Source organism: Arthrobacter sp. 2MCAF15 (assembly GCF_052115605.1).
Taxonomy (GTDB): domain Bacteria; phylum Actinomycetota; class Actinomycetes; order Actinomycetales; family Micrococcaceae; genus Arthrobacter.
This window is the reverse complement of record NZ_JBFRGZ010000008.1, coordinates 105,693-128,028: the sequence shown is the minus strand read 5'-3', so window position 1 is coordinate 128,028 and position 22,336 is coordinate 105,693. Positions and strand designations below refer to the sequence as shown.

Annotated in this window: 18 protein-coding genes and 2 riboswitches; of the genes, 3 read left to right on the top strand and 15 right to left on the bottom strand. The window is 67.4% G+C overall.

Annotated elements, in window-relative coordinates; genetic code table 11:
• Nucleotides 1-43: 43 nt before the first annotated feature.
• The 3 genes from AB4089_RS11070 to AB4089_RS11060 all read right to left on the bottom strand — a co-directional run bounded on the left by AB4089_RS11070 (nucleotide 44) and on the right by AB4089_RS11060 (nucleotide 4,505).
• Complete coding sequence (locus AB4089_RS11070) at nucleotides 44-1,426, bottom strand: MFS transporter (RefSeq protein ID WP_441409333.1); 1,383 nt, start codon at nucleotides 1,424-1,426, stop codon at nucleotides 44-46.
• 167 nt (nucleotides 1,427-1,593) lie between these two features.
• The gene (gene metX / locus AB4089_RS11065; RefSeq protein ID WP_441409332.1) at nucleotides 1,594-2,844 is read right to left on the bottom strand and encodes a homoserine O-acetyltransferase MetX; all 1,251 of its coding nucleotides are present in this window, start codon (nucleotides 2,842-2,844) and stop codon (nucleotides 1,594-1,596) included.
• Between the two features lie 12 nt (nucleotides 2,845-2,856).
• Nucleotides 2,857-2,972, bottom strand: a riboswitch (SAM riboswitch).
• 216 nt (nucleotides 2,973-3,188) lie between these two features.
• The gene (locus AB4089_RS11060) at nucleotides 3,189-4,505 is read right to left on the bottom strand and encodes a bifunctional o-acetylhomoserine/o-acetylserine sulfhydrylase (protein WP_441409331.1); all 1,317 of its coding nucleotides are present in this window, start codon (nucleotides 4,503-4,505) and stop codon (nucleotides 3,189-3,191) included.
• 62 nt (nucleotides 4,506-4,567) lie between these two features.
• A riboswitch (SAM riboswitch) is annotated at nucleotides 4,568-4,683 on the bottom strand.
• 168 nt (nucleotides 4,684-4,851) lie between these two features.
• On the opposite strand from AB4089_RS11060, the gene AB4089_RS11055 reads away from it, so the two are divergent.
• Entirely contained in the window at nucleotides 4,852-5,490 is a 639-nt protein-coding gene (locus AB4089_RS11055; protein ID WP_390204337.1) for a VOC family protein, read from the top strand.
• Nucleotides 5,491-5,595: 105 nt separating this feature from the next.
• Here AB4089_RS11055 and AB4089_RS11050 read toward each other — a convergent pair whose 3' ends face one another.
• Complete coding sequence (locus AB4089_RS11050; RefSeq protein WP_441409330.1) at nucleotides 5,596-6,363, bottom strand: CPBP family intramembrane glutamic endopeptidase; 768 nt, start codon at nucleotides 6,361-6,363, stop codon at nucleotides 5,596-5,598.
• A 100-nt stretch (nucleotides 6,364-6,463) separates the two neighbouring features.
• On the opposite strand from AB4089_RS11050, the gene AB4089_RS11045 reads away from it, so the two are divergent.
• Entirely contained in the window at nucleotides 6,464-7,144 is a 681-nt protein-coding gene (locus AB4089_RS11045) for a histidine phosphatase family protein (RefSeq protein ID WP_441409329.1), read from the top strand.
• 23 nt (nucleotides 7,145-7,167) lie between these two features.
• On the opposite strand, the gene AB4089_RS11040 is transcribed toward AB4089_RS11045, so the two are convergent.
• The 7 genes from AB4089_RS11040 to tdh form a co-directional block, all read right to left on the bottom strand.
• Nucleotides 7,168-8,412, bottom strand: coding sequence for an imidazolonepropionase (locus tag AB4089_RS11040; protein WP_441409328.1), 1,245 nt, complete (start codon nucleotides 8,410-8,412; stop codon nucleotides 7,168-7,170).
• Nucleotides 8,413-8,423: 11 nt separating this feature from the next.
• Nucleotides 8,424-9,557 carry an NAD(P)/FAD-dependent oxidoreductase gene (locus tag AB4089_RS11035; RefSeq protein WP_441409327.1) on the bottom strand — a complete coding sequence of 378 codons (1,134 nt, stop codon included), beginning with the start codon at nucleotides 9,555-9,557 and terminating at the stop codon, nucleotides 8,424-8,426.
• 46 nt (nucleotides 9,558-9,603) lie between these two features.
• A complete protein-coding gene (locus AB4089_RS11030) occupies nucleotides 9,604-12,027 on the bottom strand; it encodes a SulP family inorganic anion transporter (RefSeq protein WP_441409326.1) in 2,424 nt (807 codons plus the stop codon).
• A gap of 353 nt (nucleotides 12,028-12,380) precedes the next feature.
• Complete coding sequence (locus AB4089_RS11025; RefSeq protein ID WP_441409325.1) at nucleotides 12,381-12,878, bottom strand: GNAT family N-acetyltransferase; 498 nt, start codon at nucleotides 12,876-12,878, stop codon at nucleotides 12,381-12,383.
• A gap of 76 nt (nucleotides 12,879-12,954) precedes the next feature.
• Nucleotides 12,955-13,134, bottom strand: a complete 180-nt coding sequence (locus AB4089_RS11020; protein WP_441409500.1) for a PLD nuclease N-terminal domain-containing protein — start codon at nucleotides 13,132-13,134, stop codon at nucleotides 12,955-12,957.
• Between the two features lie 694 nt (nucleotides 13,135-13,828).
• On the bottom strand, nucleotides 13,829-15,040 hold the full coding sequence (locus AB4089_RS11015; RefSeq protein ID WP_441409324.1) for a glycine C-acetyltransferase: 1,212 nt from the start codon (nucleotides 15,038-15,040) through the stop codon (nucleotides 13,829-13,831).
• Nucleotides 15,041-15,116: 76 nt separating this feature from the next.
• Nucleotides 15,117-16,163 carry an L-threonine 3-dehydrogenase gene (gene tdh, locus AB4089_RS11010; RefSeq protein ID WP_441409323.1) on the bottom strand — a complete coding sequence of 349 codons (1,047 nt, stop codon included), beginning with the start codon at nucleotides 16,161-16,163 and terminating at the stop codon, nucleotides 15,117-15,119.
• Nucleotides 16,164-16,308: 145 nt separating this feature from the next.
• On the opposite strand from tdh, the gene AB4089_RS11005 reads away from it, so the two are divergent.
• Nucleotides 16,309-17,217 carry a LysR family transcriptional regulator gene (locus AB4089_RS11005; protein WP_026537693.1) on the top strand — a complete coding sequence of 303 codons (909 nt, stop codon included), beginning with the start codon at nucleotides 16,309-16,311 and terminating at the stop codon, nucleotides 17,215-17,217.
• A gap of 3 nt (nucleotides 17,218-17,220) precedes the next feature.
• On the opposite strand, the gene gatB is transcribed toward AB4089_RS11005, so the two are convergent.
• The 4 genes from gatB to AB4089_RS10985 form a co-directional block, all read right to left on the bottom strand.
• Nucleotides 17,221-18,726: an Asp-tRNA(Asn)/Glu-tRNA(Gln) amidotransferase subunit GatB gene (gatB, locus tag AB4089_RS11000; RefSeq protein ID WP_441409322.1), complete on the bottom strand. Its 1,506-nt coding sequence runs from the start codon at nucleotides 18,724-18,726 to the stop codon at nucleotides 17,221-17,223.
• Complete coding sequence (gatA, locus tag AB4089_RS10995; RefSeq protein WP_441409321.1) at nucleotides 18,726-20,291, bottom strand: Asp-tRNA(Asn)/Glu-tRNA(Gln) amidotransferase subunit GatA; 1,566 nt, start codon at nucleotides 20,289-20,291, stop codon at nucleotides 18,726-18,728. Before gatA ends, gatB begins: the two co-directional genes overlap by 1 nt.
• A gap of 4 nt (nucleotides 20,292-20,295) precedes the next feature.
• Nucleotides 20,296-20,592: an Asp-tRNA(Asn)/Glu-tRNA(Gln) amidotransferase subunit GatC gene (gatC, locus tag AB4089_RS10990; protein ID WP_091249523.1), complete on the bottom strand. Its 297-nt coding sequence runs from the start codon at nucleotides 20,590-20,592 to the stop codon at nucleotides 20,296-20,298.
• A gap of 138 nt (nucleotides 20,593-20,730) precedes the next feature.
• A complete protein-coding gene (locus AB4089_RS10985) occupies nucleotides 20,731-22,206 on the bottom strand; it encodes a CitMHS family transporter (RefSeq protein ID WP_441409320.1) in 1,476 nt (491 codons plus the stop codon).
• Between the last annotated feature and the right edge of the window lie 130 nt (nucleotides 22,207-22,336).

Below are 22,336 nucleotides of genomic sequence, written 5' to 3'. Positions count from 1 at the left end.
TCCCCCACTGCGGTTATTCCTGGCGGGGTCTCCTCGGGCGGAACTACCGCTTGCCGGCGGCGAGGAGGTCTGCGGTGCCCCGGGCGTCGGCGGCGTCGACGTCGTGGAGCGAAATGCCGCGGGTCTCCTTGAGGAAGAACACGGCGACGGCGGTAATCGCGCAGGCGATCATGAGGTAGATGGCTACCGGGACCGAGGACTTGAACTGGCCCAGCAGGGCGACGGCGATGATCGGCGCCAGCGAACCGGCCACGATCGAAGTCACCTGGTAGCCAAGGGAAACACCGGAATACCGCATGCGGGTCGGGAACATCTCGGCCATGATGGCCGGCTGGCCGGCGTACATCAGGGCGTGGAAGAGCAGGCCGATGACGACCGCGGCGAGGATGATGAAATCGTTGCCGGTGTCCATCATCGGGAAGGCGAAGAAGCCCCAGGTCGCACCGAGAACGGCGCCGGCCATGTAGACCGGCTTGCGGCCCAGGCTGTCCGAGAGCCTGCCGACCATGGGCACCACGGAGAAGTGGACCACATGCGCCACCAGCAGGAGCAGCAGGATCCGGGAGGTGTCGGCGTGGACCACCGTCTTGAGGTAAGTGATGGAGAAAGTGACCACGAGGTAGTACAGGATGTTTTCCGCGAAGCGCAGGCCCATGGCGGTGAACACGCCGCGGGGGTAGCGGCGGAAGACTTCGGCAACGCCGTAGCCCTTGTGGCCGGCCTCAACCTCCTTGCGTGCTTCGAGGAAGATCGGGGCGTCGCTGACCTTGGTGCGGATGTAGTAACCGATCAGGACAATCACGGCCGAGAGCCAGAAGGCGACCCGCCAGCCCCAGCCGAGGAAGTCCGCGGAGGACAGCACGGAGGACAGGATGAACAGCACGGCGGTGGCGAAGAGGTTGCCGAGCGGGACGGCTGACTGCGGCCAGCTGGCCCAGAAGCCACGGGACTTGCTCGGGCTGTGCTCCGCGACGAGCAGGACGGCGCCGCCCCATTCACCGCCGACGGCGAAGCCCTGGGCGAAGCGCAGGAACACCAGCAGCGCCGGGGCCCAGTAGCCGATCTGAGCGAAGGTGGGGAGGCAGCCCATCAGGAAGGTGGACACGCCCACCAGGATGATGCTGAGTTGGAGCAGCTGCTTGCGGCCGAACTTGTCGCCAAAGTGGCCGAACACAATCCCGCCGATCGGGCGGGCGACGAAGCCGACGGCGTAGGTCAGGAACGCCGCGAGGATGCCGTCCAGTTCCGTGCCTGAATTGGGGAAGAACGTTTTGCCGAAGACCAGCGTGGCCGCGGATGCGTAGAGGAAGAATTCGTACCATTCCACCACGGTGCCGGCCATCGAGGCCGCCACCACCTTCTTCAGGCCGGACGTCTTGACGTCTGGCTCGTCTGCGCGCGTTGCGGCGGCGTTTTCCGTGCTCATGAGAACTCCTTCGGTGTCGCCTTCGACACCCCGTGGACCATTGGGCTGAAAATTTGTGTGAGTTAGCACACACAGCGTTATTCTCAACGAGTATGGGTCCGCGGGCACTGAGCCACAACGACCATTAGTGCAGAGAGCATCTGCAAAAATGCACAGGAACGCGACGCCTAGTGGCCGAAGAAGGTCTCCCGCAGCTGGCCGCCAAGCTGCCCGATCTCGGTCAGGAAGCCGTCGTGGCCGATCGGAGCCTGAATCATGTGCAGTTCCGCACCGCCCGGCAGGGCATCGGCCAGTTCGCGGGTCTGGGCCGGGAAGTACAACCGGTCCGAGTCCACGGCCGCCACCAGGAACTCGGCGGTGGCCGGGGCAAGCGCCTCCGGCAGGCTTCCGCGCCCCCGGCACACATCGTGGCTCATGAGCGCCTCGGTAATGGCGATGTAGCTGTTGGCGTCAAAGCGCCGGACCAGCTTGCTGCCCTGGTGGTCCAGGTAGCTTTCCACCTGATAGCGCCCGCGTCCGGCCAGCGATCCGGCTTCCAGCGGCGCCTCGGGCGCCTGCGGGTTCCGGCCAAACCTGCCGTCCAGTTCGGCCGCGGAGCGGTAGGTGATGTGGGCGATGCGGCGGGCGAGGGCCAGCCCCGCTTCGGGCTCCGGGCCGCCGTAGTAGTTCCCGCCGTTGAAATGGGGGTCCTGCCGGATGGCCAGGGTCTGGGCCTGCGCAAAGGCAATCTGTTCGGCGGTGCTGCTGGGGCCGACGGAAATCACGGCGCAGCGGCGGACCCGGTCCGGGTAGGTGACGGCCCATTCAAGGGCGCGGGCGCCGCCGAGCGAGCCGCCCACCACGGCATACCAGCTTCCGATGCCCAGGGCGTCGGCCAGCCGGGCCTCGGCGGCGGTGGTGTCCCGCAACGTGACGAGCGGAAACCGCGATCCCCACGGGCGCCCGTCGGGCGCCGGGGTGGAGGGGCCGGTGGAACCGTAACAGCCGCCCAGGATGTTGACCGAAACGACGAAGTACTTCTCCGTGTCCACGGGAGCCCCGGGTCCGGCGAGCTGCTCCCACCAGCCGGGCTCCTCGCTGGCGCCGCGGGTCACGTGGGTGTCGCCGGTCAGGGCATGTTCAATGAGGACGGCGTTGGAGGCGTCCGCGTTCAGGGTCCCCCACGTCTCGAAGCCGAGGACCACATCCGGCAGCAGGATCCCGGATTCAAGCTGCAGGTCACCGATCCTGACGTACTGGACTGTGCCGTCCTGAACCGTGCCATCCTGGACCGTGCCGTCCGGCACAGGGGAAGCAGCGTGGATCGGCCTGCTTTCCGGCCTGTCTTCCGGCGTTCTATCCAAGGCCGCTGCGGCGGCAACAGGGTTCGGGGATGGCTGGGTTACGGATTCACCACTGCGGGTGACGGCAATCGTCATAATGAGGACCTATCTTCGCGCTTGCCTGCCGTCAGCTGACCGGCAGGCCAGGTCTTCACCCGGGGCACCCCGCCGCAAATGGAGGGTTGCCGGCCAGCAAGCCGGGGCTGTCACTGGCACTCATGACCTGGTACGAGTCTACGAAACGGGGTGCGGAAATGACGAAGATTGTGACTCCCGTGTGACAGCCCGGCGGTTCCCACGTCGATCAAGCCCCACATCGATCCAGGCCCACGTCGATCCAGCCCGCCGAGTTCGCCGGAAGCCTGCCCAGTCGCCGGAAGGTTACGGCGACTGCGACGGGTTCCGGCGAACTCGGGGCCGGCGGCTACCAAAGCGCCCGGTCAGGCGCCCTTGGCGGCGCGGAATCCGGCGTCGAGGTCCGCGAGGATGTCATCGATGTGTTCCAGGCCCACCGAGAGCCGCACCAGCCCGGGATTGACCCCGGCGATCTCCTGCTGCTCGGGCGAGAGCTGGCTGTGCGTGGTGGACGCCGGGTGGATCACCAGGGAGCGGACATCGCCGATGTTCGCGACATGGGAGTGCAGCTCGAGGGCATCGACGAACCGCTTGCCGGCATCCGCTCCCCCGGCGAGGTTGAAGGCGACGACGGCGCCGGTCCCCTTGGGCCCGTACTTGCGGCCACGCTCATACCAGGGGCTGGACGGCAGCCCCGCGTAGGCGACCGATTCGACGTCGTCCCTTGCCTCCAGCCACTGCGCCACCTTGGTGGCGTTGGCCACGTGCCGTTCGACGCGCAGGCTCAGCGTTTCGATGCCCTGGGCAATGAGGAAAGCGTTGAACGGGGACACGGCAGAGCCGAGGTCGCGCAGGAGCTGCACGCGGGCCTTGAGGATGTAGGAGAGGTTGGCGCCCAGTGCGCCGTCCGCACCGAGGTCCCGGGCGTAGACCAGGCCGTTGTAGGTGGGGTCCGGCGTGTTGAAGCCCGGGAACCGGGCGGGGTCCTTGCCGAAGTCGAACTTGCCGGAATCCACGATCACCCCGGCGATCGCGGCGCCGTGGCCGCCCAGGTACTTGGTGGCGGAGTGGACCACTATGTCCGCGCCCCACTCGATCGGACGGATGAGGTACGGGGTGGAGAGTGTGTTGTCGACGATCAGGGGCACGCCGGCCTCGTGGGCCACCCCGGACACGCCTTCGATGTCCAGCACGTCCTGGCGCGGGTTGGAGACCACTTCGCCAAAGAACAGCTTGGTGTTGGGCTGGACGGCGTCCCGCCAGTGGTCCAGGTTGTCCGGGTCCTCCACAAAGGTCACGGAGATGCCGAACTTCTTCAGCGTGTGGGCGAGCAGGTTGTAGGTTCCGCCGTAGAGGCTGGGGCTGGCCACCACGTGGTCCCCGGCCTCGGCGATGTTGAGGATCGCAAACGTCTCGGCGGCCTGCCCGGAGCTGAGCAGCAGGGCCGCGAGGCCGCCCTCAAGGCTGGCCACGCGCTGTTCGACGGCATCCTGGGTGGGGTTGCCGATCCGGGTGTAGATGGGCGCGAGTTCGGCGAGTGCAAAGCGGTTCGCGGCGCTTTCGGCGCTAGGGAACACGAACGACGTCGTCTGGTAGATCGGCAGGGACCGCGCGCCGGTGGCGGAGTCGGCCTCCTGGCCGGCGTGGATCTGGCGGGTTTCAAAGGACCAGGCAGTGGACATTGACGCTCCTGAGGGTACTGGGCACAGCACCGGCCAGGGCCTTTCGGCTCGTACCGGCGCAGACGCCGCGCTTGCCTTCCGGCGGGCGCCGGACGGCCGGGTCCTCACCCGGGGCACCCCACCGCGAGACGAGGGTTGCCGGCCAGCAAACCGGGGCTTTGCGCTGGCACTCATGACCTTGCTTCAGTGTAGGAATGGCGGCGGAGCGCTGGATAGCTTTGTGACGAAGATGAAGGCGCCGGTCCAGGATGCCTCTCGGGATGCAACGGCAGGTAGCACTGGACATCCCACGACGGTAAGGTGAGCCTAAGCTGAGAGGTCCATCACAAAGTGCCAAGATGAGGGCATGCGCATGGATCACGTCTCTTACGCCTGTGAACACGATGGCTTGGCAGCCACCACTGAACGTATTGCGTCTGCCCTCGGCGTCGAAGCCGTGAAGGGTGGAGTGCACCCCCGTTTCGGGACACGCAACATGATTATCCCGCTCGCGGGACACAAGTACCTGGAAGTCGTGGAGGTCCTGAACCACCCGGCGTCGGACAAGGCCCCCTTTGGCCAGGCTGTCCGGGCACGCTCCGAAGCGGGCGGCGGCTGGATGGGGTGGTGCGTCGAAGTTGACGATCTCGCCCCGTTCGAGGAGCGGCTCGGCCGCGCGGCCGTGAACGGCAACCGGAAGTTTCCGGACGGCCGTGAACTGGTCTGGAAGCAGATCGGCATCCTGGGGCTCATCGCCGACCCCCAGGTGCCCTACATGCTCAAGTGGGAGGGCGACCCGGGACTGCACCCGTCCAACGCCTACGCGAGCGAGGTCAAGATGTCCGCGCTGACCATTGCCGGTTCGGCAGCGCGCGTGACGGAATGGCTGGGCGAGCCGGTTGAAAAGCCGCTGGAAGACGTCGCAGTGAACTGGATCGCACCGCACGGCACGCCCGGCATCCTCTCGGTCACCTTCGAGACCGCCTCCGGAGCGGTCACGATCTAACGCTCCACCCGCCCCACGCTTCGGCCGCCATCCCCTAGGTGCCAACGATGTCACCCAGGAGATGGCGGCCGAGATTATTTAACGCCCGTCGTCCAGAACAACCCCTCAGCCCAGGCCCACGGCCTTGCCGAACAGGCTGAACCCCACGAACGCAACGGTGTCCAGGATGGCGTGCGCGATCACGAGCGGCATCACCCGTTTGGTCCGGATGTAGAACAACGCGAAGATGACGCCCATTATTGCGTTGCCGATGAACGGCCCGAACCCCTGGTACAGGTGGTAGCTGCCGCGGAGCAGGGCACTGGCGATGACTGCCGCCGGCACGCTCCAGCCCAGTTTCCCGAGCCGGTCCAGCAGATACGCCACCACAATGACTTCCTCGACCACCGCGTGCCGGATCGCGGACAGGACCAGCACCGGCACGGTCCACCAGTACGCGTCCAGGGCGCTGGGGATGATCGACGTCGTGATCCCCAGCGCCCGGCCGGCGGCGTAGAGCCCGAGGGACGGAATGCCGATGAGCGCGGCGAGCCCCAGGCCCTGCAGGAGGTCCTTGCCGGGCCGGGCGAAGTCGAAGCCGATCCTTCGGAACGCCGAGGTTCCGCGCACACCGGCCGGCCAGTGTTCGGTGAGGAAGTAGATCACCAGGGCCACCGGAACCAGGGCGAAGAAGATGTCCAGCACCTGGTAGGTGAGGTCGAAGTATTCGCGCGTGCTCTGCGAACGGTTCAGCGTGGACGTCCCCTGGGCCAGCGGCGCCGTGGTCATCTTGTCCAGCAGCTGCACCAGGGAGTAGACCGCGGACTGCCCCAGCGACAACCCCAGGACAATCAACACTTCGAACCGCAGCCGACGGCGGGAGGGAACCAACATGTTTCTATCTTGCCTGCAGTTGCCGATAGTTTGCTGGTGCCCGCGTGGTGCAGGCCGCGCGGGCACCGCCGGCATTTTGGGAGCCCTATGCTTGGGGATTATGAGTGCGCCCCGGAAAATCATCATGATCCGGCACGGCCAGTCTGCCGCCAATGCCGATACCTCGATCTACAACCGTGTTCCGGATTACCGGATTCCGTTGACGCCGCTTGGCCTGGAGCAGGCGACCGCGGCCGGCGAGGAGGTCAAGCGCCAGCTGGACGGGCGGCCGGTGTGCGTCTACGTCTCGCCGTATCTGCGCGCCTACCAGACCCTCGAGGCGCTCAATCTTGGCCCGCTCGTGGAGCGGGTGATCGAGGAACCGCGGCTGCGGGAACAGGACTGGGCCAACTTTCAGATCGCCGGCGACATTGAGGACCAGAAGGAACTCCGTAACGCCTACGGGCACTTCTTCTACCGTTTCCGCGAGGGCGAGTCCGGTTCCGATGTGTACGACAGGATTTCCTCTTTCATGGAAACCCTGCACCGGCACTGGTCCAAGCCCAACTACGCCCCGAACGCCCTGTTTGTGACCCACGGGCTGACCATGCGGCTGTTCTGCATGCGCTGGTTCCACTGGTCCGTGGAATATTTCGAGTCCTTGAACAACCCGGAGAACGCCGAGGTCCGCACCCTGCTGCGCACTGCCCGCGGGAAGTACGAGCTCGACAAGCCCTTCACGCAGTGGGAGTTGCGGCGCGTGGACGAAACAGTCCTCGACGCTCCGCCCATGATGTTCTAGCCGGCCCTGGCGGACCGCCGGCGCTACCGGAGCTTCTGCGGAACGCCGGCCCGCCACACCGCGTGGGTCAGCGGGATGCCGGGCCGGTAAGCAAGGTGCGTCGCTGACGGCGCGTTGAGCAGGTGCAGGTCCGCGCGGTGCCCGACGGCGATCGAGCCCACCGCACGTTCGCCGTCGACGTCGTTGCCGGACTCCCGGCCGAGGGCCAGCGCGCCGCCATACGTCGCGGCGCGGACCGCCTCATGGACGCTGAGCCGCATCTGCAGCACGGCGGTGGTTACGCAGAACGCCATGGAGCTCGTGTAGGACGTGCCGGGATTGCAGTTGGACGCCAAAGCGATCTGCACGCCGGCGTCGAGCAGTTCCCGGCCGGGGGCCAGGGGCTGCCGGGTGGACAAGTCGCAGGCCGGCAGGCACGTGGCCACGGTGCCGCGGGTGCCGGAGCCGCCGGTGCCCTTGCCGGAGCCGGAGCCGCCGTCGGCGTCCCACCCGGACCAGCTGGCGGCGAGGGCTTCGATGTCCGCGGCCGACAGGTAATTCACGTGGTCCACGCTCGCGGCGCCGACTTCCACCGCCAGCCGGACGCCGGGGCCCTCGCCGAGCTGGTTGCCATGGACCCGCAGCCCCAGCCCGGCAGCCTTGCAGGCCAGGAGCACCCGGCGGGACTGCTCCTCGTTGAAGGCGCCCTGCTCGCAAAAGACGTCGGCCCAGCGGACGTAGGGCCGGACCGCGGCGAGCATCGGCCCGCAGACCAGCTCGGTGTATTCCTCCGCGTCCGCCCCGGCGGGCACCAGATGCGCCCCAAGGTAGGTCACCTCGTCCGCGACGGTGGAGGCGATGCGGGCACTGCGGGCCTCGTTCTCGAGGTCCAGGCCGTAGCCGGTTTTGGTCTCCAGGTAGGTGGTGCCCTGGGCGACGGCCTCCGCGACGCGGCCCATGGCAAGGCGGGTGAGGTCGTAGTCGCTCGTGCTCCGGGTGGCGCCGGTGGTGACGGCGATCCCGCCCGCGCTGTAGCTCTCCCCCGCCATCCGGGCCTCGAACTCGGCGGTGCGGTCCCCCGCGAAGATCAGGTGGGTGTGGGAGTCAACCCAGCCGGGCAGGAGCGCCCGGCCGCCGGCGTCCACGGCCTCGTCGGCCGCCGGCGCCTCGGATGCGGGGCCGAGCCAGGAAATCCGCTCGCCCTCGATCACCACCGCCGCGTCGCGGAGGACGCGGTGTTCCGCGTCCTGGGTCATCAGTTCGGCGATATTGGTGATGAGGGTGCTCATGGGTCCATTCTTCAGCGCCGGATGGACCAGCGGGTCGCGGCCAGCGCTTCCGCTGTCCGGGATGCCGGACTGGCCTCGGTGGGCGGGACCGTGGCGGCGGGTCCCTGGCCGGCGCCTTTTCCGGAGAGGATCAGCCCGGCGGCCAGTTCGGCGATGCCGGAGGAGGTTTGGAAACCGTATCCGCCCTGCCCGGCGAGCCAAAAGAATCCGGTGGCCTCGGCGTCGAACCCCACCACGGGAACGCCGTCGGCCGCCTCCGTCCGCAGCCCCGTCCAGGCCTGGCGGACGCCCCTGATCCCGAGCGTGGTGATGGCGTTGAGCCGGGTGACGAGCCGTTCGATGTCGCCGGGGTATGGCCGGGCGTCCTCGGGGCCGCTGGGCACGTGCTCCGCGGGCGAGATCAGGATCTGGCCGTGTTCGGGCCGGAAGTAGAAGCTGTCATCGGCCGCCGCCACAAAGGGGCTGGACTCCGGGAGGGGATGCTCGACGTCGACGATCGCCGCGGTGCGCCGGTACGGCTGCAGCTGGACTTTTTCGACGCCGCTGAGGACGGCAAGCTCATCCGCCCAGGCCCCGGCGGCATTGACCACGACGGCGGACTGGAAGCCTTCCTGCCCGGCGCCCAGTTCCCAGCCGGTGCCGAGGCGCTGGGCCGAATGGACCCTTGCGCCGGTGATGATGTCCACGCCGCCGGCCTCGGCACGGCGCCGGTGGTCCTCGAGCAGTACGGGGGCGTTGCAGGCGAAAGATCCTGTGTCCAGGCCGGCGGCGCTGAAGGAGTCCGGGACAAGCGCCGGGCACAGCTCCAGTGCTTCGGCGTGGGTGATCCGGCGCATGTGGCCGCTGGCCTCCGCCTGGACGGTGGCGTCGTCCCCGATCAGCATGAAGCTGCGCGGCGAGAGCACCGGTTCCGGGCGGTCAGCGTCCTGGGCGGCGATGACGTCCAGCGTCCGGGCGGTGAGTTCCTGGACCACGGGCGGGCCGTAGCTGGGAATCAGTTGCCGGGCCGAGCGGGCCGAGGTGTGGTAGGCCAGGGTCTGCTCGGCTTCGATCAGGGCCACGCTGCATTGCCCGGCGAGGGCGGAGGCAAGGGACAGTCCGGCGATACCGCCGCCGACAATTACGACATCGTAATGAGCTGACATAGGTCCATCCTTGCAGATGGTCCCGTGTCAGGTCAGATGGTCCCCGTCAGGCCACGCCGATTCCGCCGCTGGTGCGGCCCGCGCCGTCGGTGGTCCGGGGCAGCGGGTCCAGGTGGCTGATGCCGGCAGGGGTCACCTGCAGCACCTGTGCCGTGGCGATGTCATAGAACAGGCCTGTCAGGTGCAGCTCGCCTGACCGCAAGGCCTGCTGCAGGCTGTGGTGCCGCCCCAGCTGCTCCAGCTGGATGGCGACGTTGACCATGGCCAGCTGGTCCGCCTCCCCGTAACCGGCGTAGGCCGCGTCGGCCTGCACCGGGTGGCCCGCACGGAACGCGGCCATGCTCGGCCGGGCATGATCCAGCCAGACGTCGACCGGGGTGCGGCCGGCCCCGGCCTCAGCTTCACACGGGTGCCCGGCCGGGTGCTCCGGCGTCGACGACGGCGCGTGCTCCGGCGTCGTCGACGGCGTCGTCTCCGCCTCGGCCATCAGGGCGGACATCGCCCCGCAACCGGAGTGCCCGCAGATGACCACGGACTTGACGGAGAGCTCCTTGAGCGCGAATTCGAGGGCGGCCGCCACCGAGGGATCAAGGCCCTCGCTGCCCGCGGCGTTACCTACAACGTTGCCCACGTTGCGGACGGTAAAGAGGTCTCCGGGCCCGCTGCTGGTGATCAGGTTCGGCACCAGCCGGGAGTCGGCGCAGGTAAGGAACAGCGTGTCCGGGTCCTGCCCGGCGGAGAGTTCCTGCACGTGGGGACGGAGCAGGTGCGCGTGCCGGCGGTGGTAGCTGTCCACGCCGGCCAGCACCGGGCTCAGCGGGCCGGGCACGTCGGGCGTCTCGGGCGTCGTGCTTGCATGGCCACTCCGCCCGTGCCGCTGCCAGCTGCGCCAGGGGGCGAATCCGCCACGGAGCGCCGAGCGTGAACTGCCGCGCGCCGGCGGGCGGTCCTGGGCCTGGCGAAGCGTGGCCGTGCCGCTTTCCTCGATCTCCACGGTGCCGCCGTTGCTGACGTGGCGCCGGCGCCAGGCGTCCAGGGTGTCATGGACCGGGTGGTCGAGGAAGTCCACCTCCAGCTCGACGGTCACGTGCGATCCCGACGGCACGGACGCGAGCACGTGGCTGAGGCGGGGCAGGGACAGGAAGCTGCAGGAGCCGTCAATGACCACCCGCCAGCGCTGTTCGTCCCGCGCGCCGAGCGGTTCGGCGTGGATCCCGGCGCGGACAACCCGCCACAGGACGGACGCCATGGCAAGGGCGAGCCCGGTGACCACCCCTGCCAGGAGGTTCGCGAACACCACGGTCAGCAGCGTGACGGCGTAGATGGCCATGTCTCCGGTGACGCGGGCCGTGGTGAAGTCCTCCACCTTCACCAGCCGCACCCCGATGATGATCAGCAGGCCCGCCAGGACAGCCACCGGAACCAGCTCGATGACACTTGCCAGCAGAAGCGAGAAGACCAGGACCCAGACGCCGTGAAGAATGGCGGACTTGCGGGTCCGCGCCCCGGCTTCGAGGTTGGTGGCGCTGCGCACGATCACCCCGGTGACGGGAAGGCCGCCCAGCATGCCGGACGTGACGTTGGCCGCGCCCTGGCCGACGAGCTCACGGTTGAAATTAGTTCGGTCGCCATGGTGCATCCGGTCCACGGCCACCGCGGAGAGCAGCGACTCGACACTCGCCACCAGGGCGATCGTCACGACGCCGACGACGACGGCGCTCCAGTGTCCGCCCGGCAGCTGAGGCAAGGACAGCGCGTCCAGCAAGGACCCGTCGAAAGTGATGCGGTCGACGTCGGACGCCAAGGGCAGCGACAGCGCCGTCGCGGCGACCACCGCCACCAAGGGTGCCGGGATGCGCCGCAAGGACGCCGGCATGAACTTCCAGCCCAGCAGCAGCAGGATCACGGCGGCGCCCAGGACCGCGGCCTGGGGGTCCAGCGAGGCGACACTCGCCGGAAGGGCCTTGACGTTCTGCCAGGCTGATTCGCCGGCCTCGGCGCCGAGCAGCACGTGGGTCTGCTGCAGCACGATGATGATGCCGATTCCGGCCAGCATGGCGTGCACGACCACCGGGGCGATGGCCAGGGCCACCCGGCCGACCTTCGCGAAGCCGAGCAGAGCCTGCAGGACACCCGCAGCTGCCGTGATGGCGCAGGTGGCGGGCCAGCCGAACTGGTCGATCAGGCCCGCCACGATGACGGTCAGGCCTGCGGCGGGGCCGCTGACCTGCAGGGGCGAACCGCCGAGGGTGCCGGCCACGATCCCGCCGACGGCCGCCGCGATCAGCCCGGCCATGACCGGCGCGCCGGACGCCGCCGCGATGCCCAGTGACAGCGGAACCGCTACGAGGAACACCACAAGGGACGCCGGTAAATCCCAGCGGAGCCCGGAAGTCAGGGCTGTTCGGAGGGGAATCCGGCTGCCCGTGGCAGCGGCTGGGCGTGGATCCGTGACGGCGGGTGCGGGCATTTCAGTCCTTGGCTCGTTGGGCGGGTCCTGATCCACGCTATTGGCGCCGCCGCCGGGCCCGCAAGGATGCCTGCCGTGAGAAGAAACACGAGGTCAGAGCCGTAAGAATGCCCGTAACAGAGTCCTTTCTGCCCGACTCCGATCCCGGTCTGGTACGGCCTCAGGGGGCAGGTCTGACCCCCGAAAAAATCCCGGGCAATTTCAAGTCACATGGGAGAATTGAGGCGAATTTGTGGACCTGATTTCGAAAAGAAAATTCCCGCGCGGCGGCCGTTTGCAGGACACGAGCGTGTGCAGGCCCCCGGGGTCCATCGGGCATGAGGCAGGTTCCGCCGTCACTGCCGTGGCTGTTGTCAGGTTCCAGGGCGCTGAAGAGTCCAGTGGCTCACGGTGTTGTCGGCAGATGGCATCTCCACCATTCCGAGTTTGGCCGCGACCTTCTTGGACGGCCCGTTGCCTGGGTCAATAGTTGCGGAGATTGACCGGAGAGGGGAGATTTTGAAGACGTGGGCGAGCATTTCCCGCCCGATTTCGGTTGCGTAGCCTTCGCCCCAGAACTTCCGGTGAAAGACGTAGGTGAGTTCATCGAAGTCCCGATCCGGCGCCCTCACCACGCCGCAGTAGCCGACAAAGGCTTTCGAGGACCGTTCGAAAATGGCTGACGTGCCATATCCACGTTGCGCGTATTTTTCCTGACAGACATCTATCCAGAGGGCGACTTCTGCCCGCTCCAGCGTTGAACCATCGCCGACAAATCGCATGACCGCGACGTCCGCGCAAAGTGCTGCGAAGTCATCTAGATCTGTCTTTTCAAACTGGCGGGCAATGAGTCTGTCCGTCTGAAACATCATGGTGAAACTGTAGTGGCTGCGCCCGCGTTAGGCTGCCGGAGAAGACGTTCCCATGGGCCGCCCACCACCCGCAGGCTCAGGAGGATCCCGACCGTCCCGCCTGCGAATTCGTTCGTCCCACGAGGAACCAGAGCATTAGTCCGAAAACTGGCAGCGCGAACACAACCAATAGCCAGAGCGCCCGGCCGGACGGCGTGTGATTGGTGCTCCGCGCGATGCTGATCAGCGCACCAATGAAAGTTGCGGCACAGATCATGCCGGCAACAATGACCAAGACCTCCCACACAGAAGGGACGATCGGATTCACGCTCTCGGCACCAGCCAGCAACAGCAACTTCTATTCCCCCAATTTCGATTCACGGCCCGCGTTCCCAACTGGAGTTCGCGGGTGCCGAAAACCCTACAGCTACTCCCGCCCCGACCATAGTCACTGCTGAGCAGGGAAGGCCGCCGCGCACTTGGAGAAGTCCCGAGAGGTTAGGCCGGGTCCGTGTAACTGGGTCCGGCTGCTGGGATCAGGCCACTCCGTCTGCGGCGATCGTCGCGCGGCCGCGCACGAACGCCCGCACCATTGGACATGCCCTCCCCTGGCGCGCACGACTGGGACATATCCATCGCTGCCGTCCGCCGGCTAGGGACATGCCCGCCGTTGGTCGCGGCCAGTGGACATAGTGGCATTATGTCCACTCATGGCCGCCAGGGCTGGGCATGTCCCGCGGGCAAGCAGCGGATGAAGCCCGATGAACGAGCATGTCCAGTCATGGCCGCCGGGGCTGGGCATGTCCCGCGGGCAAGCAGCGGATGAAGCCCGATGAACGGGCATGTCCAGTCATGGCCGCCGGGGCTGGGCATCTCCCGCGGGCAAGCAGTGGAGGAAGCCGGGATGAACAGGCGAGGACGAACCGGCCGGACCCCTGTGACTGAACTGGGGTCCGGCCGCTGGGATCCGCCTAGGCTGCTGCCACCGCCGCGCGGCTGCGCACGAATGCCTGGACGCAGGCTTCGACGTCGTCGGCGCTGTGCGCGGCCGAGAGCTGGACGCGGATCCGGGCGGCGCCCTTGGGGACCACCGGGTAGCTGAATGCCGTGACGAAGACGCCGTGGTGGAGCATGGCGTCGGCCACCTTGGCCGCCATGACGGCGTCGCCGAACATGACCGGGACAATCGCGTGCTCGCCGGGAAGCAGGTCGAAGCCTTCCTCGCTCATACGGTTCCGGAAGAGCTCCGCGTTGGCGAAGAGCTTGCCGCGCAGTTCGCCGGAGTTCTCCACGAGGTCCAGGGCCTTGAGCGTGGCCGCGACGATCGCCGGGGCCAGCGAGTTGGAGAACAGGTACGGGCGGGCCTTCTGGCGAAGCATGGCGATGACTTCGCTACGGCCGGAGACGTACCCGCCGGAGGCGCCGCCGAGGGCCTTGCCGAAGGTGCCGGTGTAGATGTCCACGCGGTCCGAGACTCCGGCGTGCTCCGGCGTGCCGGCACCGGTGGCGCCCATGAAGCCAACCGCGTGGGAATCATCCACCATGACCAGGGCGTCGTACTTCTCGGCGAGGTCGCAGATCGCTTCGAGCGGGGCCAGGAAGCCGTCCATCGAGAAGACGCCGTCGGTGACGATGATCTTGCGGCGGGCCGGGTTCTCCTGGGTGGTTGCCGCAATCAGCTTCGCCTCGAGGTCGGCCATGTCCTGGTTGGCGTAGCGGAAGCGCTGGGCCTTGCAGAGCCGGATCCCGTCAATGATGGAGGCGTGGTTCAGAGCGTCGGAGATGACGGCGTCTTCCGGGCCGAAGAGCGACTCGAAGACACCTCCGTTGGCGTCGAAGCAGCTGGAGAACAAGATGGTGTCCTCGTTGCCGAGGAACTTCGAGACGCGCTGCTCGAGTGCCAGGTGCAGGTCCTGGGTGCCGCAGATGAAGCGGACGCTGGCCATGCCGAAGCCGCGCTCGTCCATCGCGGTCTTGGCGGCGGAAATGATCTCCGGGTGGTCCGCGAGGCCCAGGTAGTTGTTGGCGCAGAAGTTCAGCACGTCGGCACCGGACTCGCCGATCTGCCCGGCCTTGATGCGGTTGGCCTGCGGCGAGTCGATGTGCCGCTCGGTCTTGAACAGGCCGGCGCTGCGGATCTCATCGAGTTCGTGCTGCAGCTGGTCCTTGATGGCTGAATACATGGGTTGGCTCCTCAGCTGGTTGGATGCGGGGGCAAAATGCGTGCGGGTCGGGAAGGGGTTCTGAAAAGTGGCTGGCCTAGAAGACGGTCCAGTCGAGGACCACCTTGCCGCCGATGCCGGCGCGGGCCACTTCGAAGCCCTTTTCCCAGTCGGTGGCCGGCAGCGTGTCCGTGACGACGGCCGAGATGTTCGCGTGCAGGGCCGGGTTGGAGGAGAGCATGGCGCTCATCGCGTACCAGGTCTCGAACATTTCGCGGCCGTAGATGCCCTTCATGGTCAGCATGTGCGTGACCACCTTGCCCCAGTTGATGTCGATGGACTGGCTGGGCAGTCCCAGCATCGCGATCCGGCCGCCGTGGTTCATGTTGTCGATCATCTCAGGCAGCGCGGTGGGGTGTCCCGACATTTCCATGCCGATGTCGAAGCCTTCGCGCATGCCCAGTTCCCGCTGGGCGTCCTTAACCCGCATCTTCGAGACGTCGATCGCGAGGTCGACTCCGAGCTGCCGGGCCAGTTCGAGGCGGGGGGCGGAGACATCGGTGATGGCGATCTTGCGGGCGCCGGCGTGGCGGGCGACGGCGATCGCCATCAGGCCGATGGGGCCGGCGCCGGTGATCAGGACGTCCTCGCCGACCAGCGGAAAGCTCAGGGCGGTGTGGACGGCGTTGCCGAAGGGGTCGAAGATGGCGCCCAGTTCCGGGGTGACGGACGGGTCCTGGTGGACCCAGACGTTGGTCTCGGGGATGACGACGTACTCGGCGAAGGCGCCGTCGCGCTGGACGCCGACGCTGACGGTGTTGATGCACATCTGCCTGCGGCCGGCGCGGCAGTTGCGGCAGATCCCGCAGACGATGTGGCCTTCGCCGGAGACGCGGTCGCCCACCTTGACGTCCAGGACGTCCTCGCCGATTTCCACGACCTCGCCGTAGAACTCGTGGCCGGCGATCAGGGGGGCGTTGATGATGCCCTGCGCCCAGGCGTCCCAGGCCTGGATGTGCAGGTCCGTGCCGCAGATGCCGGTGGTCATGACGCGGATCTTGACGCCGCCGGGGCCGGTCTCCGGCTCGGGACGGTCGACGAGTTCGAAGCCTGCGTGGGCGCCGGCCTTGTAGAGAGCCTTCATGGGCCTGCCTAACTGTGTGGAACGCATCGGAAAGGATGCGGTCGTGTGGGACAACTCACCCCATTAGACCCATCCAAAAGCATTAGCACAACCGACTTTTTCTCAATCGACGAATTAGCAATGGCTGTTGCATAGAATGGCTGGCATGGAAATCCACCAGCTGGAAATGCTGCGCGAACTCGGGGCCCTGGGCAGCGTCAAGGCCGTCGCCGAAACCCTCCTCGTGACCCCGTCGGCCGTGTCCCAGCAACTGGCCGCGCTGCAGAAGACCGTTGAGGTGCCCCTGACCCGCAAGGAGGGCCGGAACCTGGTGCTGACGGAGGCGGGGCAGGTCCTGGCGGACGCCGGGGCCGCCGTCGTGAGCGCCATGGCGGATGCGAAGATGGCGATCGGCGCGTACCACGGCTCGCCGGTCGCTCCGGTGACACTCAGCGGTTTCCACAGCGCTGGGCAGGCGCTCTTCGCGCCGCTGGCGCGGTTCCTGGATGGCCCCGGCCAGCCGCGGATCCTGCTCTCGGACGAGGACGTGGCCCAGCAGGATTTCCCGGCGCTGACGGCGCGCTATGACCTGGTGCTGGCGCACCGGATGGACCACAGCCCGCGCTGGCCCGAGGAACGCGTCGCGGTGATCCCGCTGGCGCACGAGCCGCTGGATGTGGCCCTGCCCGCGGGGCACCGGCTGGCCGGACAGCGGGCGGTGACGGCGGACGACGTCGTGGGCGAACCGTGGGTGACCAGCCGGGCAGGCTACTCCCCCGCGGACGTGCTCTCCGCCGTCGCGGCCGTCTCCAGCCGCGAGCTGAACATTGTGCACCGCATCAACGACTATTCGACCGTGGCGGCGCTCGTGGCGGCCGGCGGCGTGATCGGCCTGCTGCCGCGGCACACCGCGCGGCCCGTGCTGAATCCGGACATCGTGCTGCGGCCGCTGGAGGGCATCAGCACCCGGCGCCGGATTGACCTCCTGGCCAGGCCGGAGAACCTTAAACGCACATCGGTCATGATGGTCTGCGAAGCATTGCAGACCATCATGACCGATTTAGTGGGTGGCTAGGACCTAGCCTTCGACGCCGAGGCGCTGCAGGATCAGTTCCTTGACCCGGCCGGCGTCCGCCTGCCCGCGGGTTGCCTTCATGACGCCGCCGACGATCGCGCCGATCGCCTGGACCTTGCCGGCGCGGATCTTGTCCGCGACGCCGGGCTGCGCGGCCAGGACCGCGTCGATGGCTTCCAGGAGGGGGCCGTCGTCGGAGACCACGGCGAGGCCGCGCTGCTCGACGATTTCCGCCGGGGTGCCCTCGCCGGCGAGCACGCCGTCCAGGACCTCGGAGGCCATCTTGTTGTTGATCTTGCCGTCCTCGACCATCTTGTTCAGTTCCACGATGGTGGCCGGTGCGACGCCGAGCTGGCCGGGGTCGACGTCGGCGTTCTTGGCACGGCCGACGATCTCACCCATCCACCATTTGCGGGCCACGGTGGCGGTGGCGCCGGCGGCGATGGTTTCCTCGATCTCGTCCATGACGCCGGCGTTGACGACGTCACGGAATTCCAGGTCCGAGTAGCCCCAGTCGGCCTGCAGGCGCTTACGGCGGGCCGCCGGCGGCTCGGGCAGGGTGGCGCGCAGTTCCTCGACCCATTCGCGGGACGCGGTGATCGGGACCAGGTCCGGTTCCGGGAAGTAGCGGTAGTCGTCGGCATCGGACTTGGCCCGGCCCGACGTCGTGGTGCGGGTGTCCTCGTGCCAGTGCCGGGTTTCCTGGGTGACCGGCTCGCCGGAGTCCAGGACGGCGGCGTGCCGCTGGATCTCGTAGCGGACGACGTGTTCGACGGCGCGCAGCGAGTTGACGTTCTTGGTCTCCGAGCGGATGCCGAAGCGTTCGCGGCCGTGCGGGCGCAGCGAGACGTTGGCGTCGCAGCGGACGTTGCCGCGTTCCATCTTCGCGTCCGAGACGCCGAGGTTCTTGACGATCTCGCGGACGGCGGCGACGTAGGCCTTGGCCAGCTCGGGGGCACGGCTGCCGGCGCCCTCGATCGGCTTGGTGACGATCTCGACCAGCGGCACGCCGGAGCGGTTGTAGTCCACCAGGGAGTAGTCCGCGCCCTGGATGCGGCCGGTGGCCCCGCCCATGTGGGTCAGCTTGCCGGCGTCCTCCTCCATGTGCGCGCGTTCAATCTCGACGCGGAACACGGTGCCGTCGGAGAGCTCGACGTCCAGGTAGCCGTCGTACGCGATGGGCTCGTCGTACTGGGAGGTCTGGAAGTTCTTCGGGGTGTCCGGGTAGAAGTAGTTCTTCCGGGCGAAGCGGCACTTCTCGGCGATCTTGCAGTTCAGCGCCAGGCCGATCTTGATCGAGGACTCGATCGCGGTCTTGTTCACCACAGGGAGAACGCCGGGCATGCCCAGGTCCACCTCGTTGACGTTGGTGTTCGGCTCGTCGCCGAAGACGTTCGGCGCGGAGGAGAACATCTTGGTCTTGGTGTTGAGCTCCACGTGGACCTCGAAGCCCAGGACGGGATCGTACTTCTCCATCGCCTCTTCAAAGCTGAGGGTTGCGTCAGTCATTAGTGTGAACCTCCGTGGCTCGCGACGGCATCATTAAGGGAAGTTGCTGTCAGTGACGGTGCCTTGTCCAGCAGCGGGCCGCCCCACTGCGCCTCGAGCAGGGATTCCAGGACCGCGCCGACGCGGTACAGCCGGGCGTCCTGGCGGGCCGGGGCCAGCAGTTGGATGCCGACCGGCAGTCCGTCCTCATCGGCCAGGCCGCCGGGCAGCGAGAGCCCCGGCACGCCTGCCATGTTGGCGGGGATGGTCGCGACGTCGTTGAGGTACATCGCCAGCGGGTCGTTGAGCTTCTCGCCGAGCTTGAAGGCCGTGGTGGGGGCCGTCGGGGAGATCAGCACGTCGGCCTTGGCGAACGCGGCCTCGAAGTCGCGCTGGATCAGGGTGCGCACCTTCTGGGCCGAGCCGTAGTAGGCGTCGTAGTAGCCGGCGCTCAGGGCGTACGTGCCCAGGATGATGCGGCGCTTGACCTCATCACCGAAGCCGGCCGCACGGGTGGCGCCCATGACACGTTCGATCGTCAGCGGCCCCTCTTCGGGCAGGACCCGCAGGCCGTACCGGACGCCGTCGAACTTGGCCAGGTTGGAGGAGGCCTCCGAGGGCATGATCAGGTAGTAGGCGCCCAGGGCGTACTTGAAGTTGGGGCAGGAGACCTCGACGATCTCGGCGCCCGCGCCCTTGAGCAGCTCGAGGGATTCGTTGAAGCGGTTCTCGACGCCGGCCTGGTAGCCCTCGCCGTGGAGCTCCTTGATGATGCCGATCTTCATGCCCTCGACGTTGCCGGTCCGGGCCGCGGCGACGAGATCCTCCAGCGGGTCCGGGAGCGAGGTGGAGTCGCGCGGATCGTGCCCGCCGATCACCTGGTGCAGCAGGGCCGAGTCCAGCACGGTTCGTGAGACCGGGCCGATCTGGTCCAGCGAGGAGGCCATGGCGATCGCGCCGTAGCGGGAGACCCCGCCGTAGGTGGGCTTGACGCCGACCGTGCCGGTGACGGCGCCGGGCTGGCGGATGGACCCGCCGGTGTCCGTGCCCAGGGCCAGCGGGGCTTCGAAGGCCGCGACGGCGGCAGCGGAGCCGCCACCGGAACCGCCGGGGATGCGCTCCAGGTCCCACGGGTTATGGGTGGGGCCATAGGCGGAGTGCTCGGTGGAGGAGCCCATCGCGAACTCGTCCAAGTTGGTCTTGCCCAGGATCGGCATCTTGGCCGCGCGCAGGCGCTCGACGACGGTGGCGTCGTAGGGGCTGTTCCAGCCTTCGAGGATCTTCGAGCCGGCCGTGGTGGGCTGGCCGATGGTGACAATGAGGTCCTTGACGGCGATCGGCACGCCCGCGAGGACGTGGAGCTCGTCGGCGGCGGCACCGCCCGCGGCGCGGATCGCGTCCACTTCGGCGGCGACGGCGAGCGCCTCATCCGTGTTGACGTGCAGGAAGGCGTGGACCTTGCCGTCGACGGCGGCGATGCGGTCCAGGTACGCCTGGGTGACCTCGACGGCGGTGATCTCGCGGGCGGCCAGCTTCTCGGCGAGCGCGGCGGCGGAGAGGCGGATCAGTTCGTTGTTCTCAGTCATGGTCTTAGTCCTCATCCAGGATTGCCGGGACCTTGAAACGGCCTTCGTACGCGTCGGGGGCACCGGAGAGGGATTGCTCGGCCGTAAATGTGTGGCCCACGACGTCCTCGCGGAACACATTGGTCAGCGGAATCGGGTGCGACGTGGCCGGGACGTCGTCACCGGCAGCTTCACTGACGGACTTCACTGATTCGACGATGACGGCGAGTTCGCCAGCCATCCTGTCGAGCTCTTCGGCACTCATCTCGATGTGCGCGAGTTGCGCGAGATGCGCGACGTCGTCGCGGTTGATCGCAGCCATGGATCTCCCCTGCAAGTTCGGATTATTTTCCGTCCCAGTCTACGTTGATTGAACTGCGGTTACCGTCGGACGCCGAGATGACAGTTCGCGGCAATGTTTTGTGCAAACACTGCCGGGAACTGTCATCTCGTGGGGGGCTTAGCCGATGCCGATGGCTCCGGTGAGGACTCCTACTCCCAGCATGACCAGGGAGATGACGGCCGTGCGCCAGAGGACCTTCTTGTGGTGGTCGCCCAGGTCCACCTTGGCCAGGGAGACCAGGAGCAGGATGGCCGGGACCAGGGGGCTCTGCAGGTGGAAGGGCTGGCCGGTGATGGAGGCCCGGGCCATGTCGGCGGCGCTGACGCCGTAGTGGGCAGCCGTCTCGCTCAGGACCGGCAGGACACCGAAGTAGAAGGCGTCGTTGCTCATGAAGAACGTCATCGGGATGCTCAGGACGCCGGTGATGACGGCCATCAGCGGGCCCATGTCGGACGGGATGATCTGGACCAGCCATTCCGACATTGCCTTGACCATGCCCGTGCCGTTGAGGACGCCGGTGAGGACCGCGGCGGCCATGACCATGCTGACGACGGCGACAATCGAGGGTGCGTGGGCGATCAGCTGGGCGCCCTGGTCCTTGACGTTGGGGAAGTTGACCAGCAGGGCGATGGCGGCGCCGACCATGAAGACGAACGGCAGCGGAATGATGTTGGCGACCAGCGTCACCATGACCGCGACTGTCAGGCCGAGGTTGAACCAGAACAGCTTGGGGCGGAGGGTCTTGCGGTTGGGGTCCAGGGCGGTGTCGGCCATGGCGGAGTCCCGGTCATCGACGAGGACGTCGGTGCGTTCCAGGACTGCAACGGAGGATCCCTCCGGGGAGAGCCCGGCCGGCGAGTTTCCTGCGGGGCCGGAGCCCTTGCGGCCGCGGCCGGTTCCGGAACCGCCGGCCGTGCTGCCGCTGCCGCCGTCGAACCCTTCAGCCGAGTCCGGCACGCCCCAGATTTCCGGCGCAACGGCGCGGAGGCGGTTGCGCTCCTGCAGGCCGAGCAGCCAGGAGAAGACCAGCACCACAACGAGGCCGGCGATCAGGGACGGGATCATGGGAACGAAGACATCGTTGACATCGAGCTTCAGCGCGGTGGCGGCGCGGGCGGTGGGACCGCCCCACGGCAGGATGTTCATGGTGCCGTTTGCCAGGCCGGCCACGCAGGTCAGGACCACGGGGCTCATCTTGAGCCGCAGGTAGACCGGCAGCATCGCCGCGGTGGTGAGGATGAAGGTGGTGGAGCCGTCGCCGTCGAGGGACACGGCTGCGGCGAGGATGGCTGTGCCGAGGACCACCTTGGCGGGGTCGTTGCCGAGCTTGCGCAGGATGAACCGGACCAGAGGGTCAAAGAGTCCGACGTCGATCATCAGGCCGAAGTAGATGATCGCGAACATCAGCAGCGCTGCCGTGGAGGTCATGGACTTCATGGAATCCATGACCATGGGCCCGATGCCGAGGCCCGCGCCGGCGAAAAGCCCGAAGATTGTGGGGACGATGATGAGCGCCAATACGGGCGTCAACTTCTTCGTCATGATCAGCACCATGAATACCGCGATCATGGCGAATCCTAGTAATACCAGCACGGCCGGCTCCTTCTTCTTTGAATGACACCACTCCGGTGTGATGCGCACTACAGACGTTAGAGTGGCGCCCGTCACGGCTGGGCCTTTGGCTCAATTGATTGGCATACTGCTTATTGGACGCATTTTGCGC

Excerpts from the sequence above, each read along its gene's own strand:
- tdh (WP_441409323.1), bottom strand. The coding sequence starts at position 16,163 with ATGAAGGCTCTCTACAAGGCCGGCGCCCACGCAGGCTTCGAACTCGTC.
- AB4089_RS11040 (WP_441409328.1), bottom strand. The coding sequence starts at position 8,412 with ATGAGCACCCTCATCACCAATATCGCCGAACTGATGACCCAGGACGCG.
- gatB (WP_441409322.1), bottom strand. The coding sequence starts at position 18,726 with ATGACTGACGCAACCCTCAGCTTTGAAGAGGCGATGGAGAAGTACGAT.
- AB4089_RS11015 (WP_441409324.1), bottom strand. The coding sequence starts at position 15,040 with ATGTATTCAGCCATCAAGGACCAGCTGCAGCACGAACTCGATGAGATC.
- AB4089_RS11020 (WP_441409500.1), bottom strand. The coding sequence starts at position 13,134 with ATGATCTGTGCCGCAACTTTCATTGGTGCGCTGATCAGCATCGCGCGG.
- AB4089_RS11070 (WP_441409333.1), bottom strand. The coding sequence starts at position 1,426 with ATGAGCACGGAAAACGCCGCCGCAACGCGCGCAGACGAGCCAGACGTC.
- AB4089_RS11005 (WP_026537693.1), top strand. The coding sequence starts at position 16,309 with ATGGAAATCCACCAGCTGGAAATGCTGCGCGAACTCGGGGCCCTGGGC.
- gatC (WP_091249523.1), bottom strand. The coding sequence starts at position 20,592 with ATGGCTGCGATCAACCGCGACGACGTCGCGCATCTCGCGCAACTCGCG.
- AB4089_RS11035 (WP_441409327.1), bottom strand. The coding sequence starts at position 9,557 with ATGTCAGCTCATTACGATGTCGTAATTGTCGGCGGCGGTATCGCCGGA.
- AB4089_RS11045 (WP_441409329.1), top strand. The coding sequence starts at position 6,464 with ATGAGTGCGCCCCGGAAAATCATCATGATCCGGCACGGCCAGTCTGCC.
- AB4089_RS11055 (WP_390204337.1), top strand. The coding sequence starts at position 4,852 with ATGCGCATGGATCACGTCTCTTACGCCTGTGAACACGATGGCTTGGCA.
- AB4089_RS11060 (WP_441409331.1), bottom strand. The coding sequence starts at position 4,505 with ATGTCCACTGCCTGGTCCTTTGAAACCCGCCAGATCCACGCCGGCCAG.
- AB4089_RS11025 (WP_441409325.1), bottom strand. The coding sequence starts at position 12,878 with ATGATGTTTCAGACGGACAGACTCATTGCCCGCCAGTTTGAAAAGACA.
- gatA (WP_441409321.1), bottom strand. The coding sequence starts at position 20,291 with ATGACTGAGAACAACGAACTGATCCGCCTCTCCGCCGCCGCGCTCGCC.
- AB4089_RS11050 (WP_441409330.1), bottom strand. The coding sequence starts at position 6,363 with ATGTTGGTTCCCTCCCGCCGTCGGCTGCGGTTCGAAGTGTTGATTGTC.
- metX (WP_441409332.1), bottom strand. The coding sequence starts at position 2,844 with ATGACGATTGCCGTCACCCGCAGTGGTGAATCCGTAACCCAGCCATCC.
- AB4089_RS11030 (WP_441409326.1), bottom strand. The coding sequence starts at position 12,027 with ATGCCCGCACCCGCCGTCACGGATCCACGCCCAGCCGCTGCCACGGGC.